This window comes from Paraburkholderia sp. RL18-085-BIA-A (genome assembly GCF_046027075.1).
Taxonomy (GTDB): Bacteria; Pseudomonadota; Gammaproteobacteria; order Burkholderiales; family Burkholderiaceae; genus Paraburkholderia.
This window is the reverse complement of the sequence record NZ_JARESU010000525.1, coordinates 1-741: the sequence shown is the minus strand read 5'-3', so window position 1 is coordinate 741 and position 741 is coordinate 1. Positions and strand designations below refer to the sequence as shown.

General features: G+C 54.8%; 1 protein-coding gene. It reads right to left on the bottom strand.

The genetic code is table 11. The features are described from left to right. Positions 1-438, bottom strand: a 438-nt coding sequence (locus P0D89_RS53640) for a transposase (RefSeq protein ID WP_408371394.1), incomplete at its 3' end; no start/stop codon positions are given. Positions 439-741 lie beyond the last annotated feature (303 nt).

The window sequence follows — 741 nt, the reverse complement described above, 5'->3', positions numbered from 1 at the left end:
AAGCGCTTGCGAGAACAGCTTCAGATCACGGCACAGGACGACGAAGCGGCGACATACGTTGCGAATGCCGGTGCCGTGATCACGGCGGAAGTCAGCTATGGTCTTGAAATCCGGCGCCAGACGGCCGGTGAGCCACATCAATTCAATATTGCGTTGGCATTCACGTTCCAGGCGGCGGCTCGACTGGACCCGGTTCAGGTAACCGTAGATGTAGATCTTCAGCAGCACGGCCGGATGATAGGACGGGCGACCTGTAGTCGATGGCATCGCTCCGTTGAAGCCCAGTGGTCCAAGCTCAAGCTGTTCAACGAACGCCTCGATCATCCTGACCGGATTGTCCTCGGCAACGAAGTCATCGAGGCATTCTGGAAGCAGAGCCGAAGGACTTTGGCAAAGTCCCACTGTCCGCCGCGCAGCAGTTCTACTCGCTCGTTTCATAAGCAAGACATAGCAATGGAGTTTGCTTGTCCATCCCGCCTTACTGCGACAAAACAGCGGCGTTTGCAAGCTGCAGCCGTGGGTTTACACGTAGAACTTTGGGCCAATAACGCGTGACCATCGATTTGTTTAAACTACCACCGGTAGCCGTATCCCCTCCCTTGTGTGTTTGAGGATTACCCACATCTCGAGCGCGGATGGCAATTTTTCTTCTGGAAGCCAATATCGCTTCTGCACAACTTCTCGGCGAGAGGGGAACCCCAAATGACGAAATTTCCGACACTGTGCGTATTAGGTGCAGCG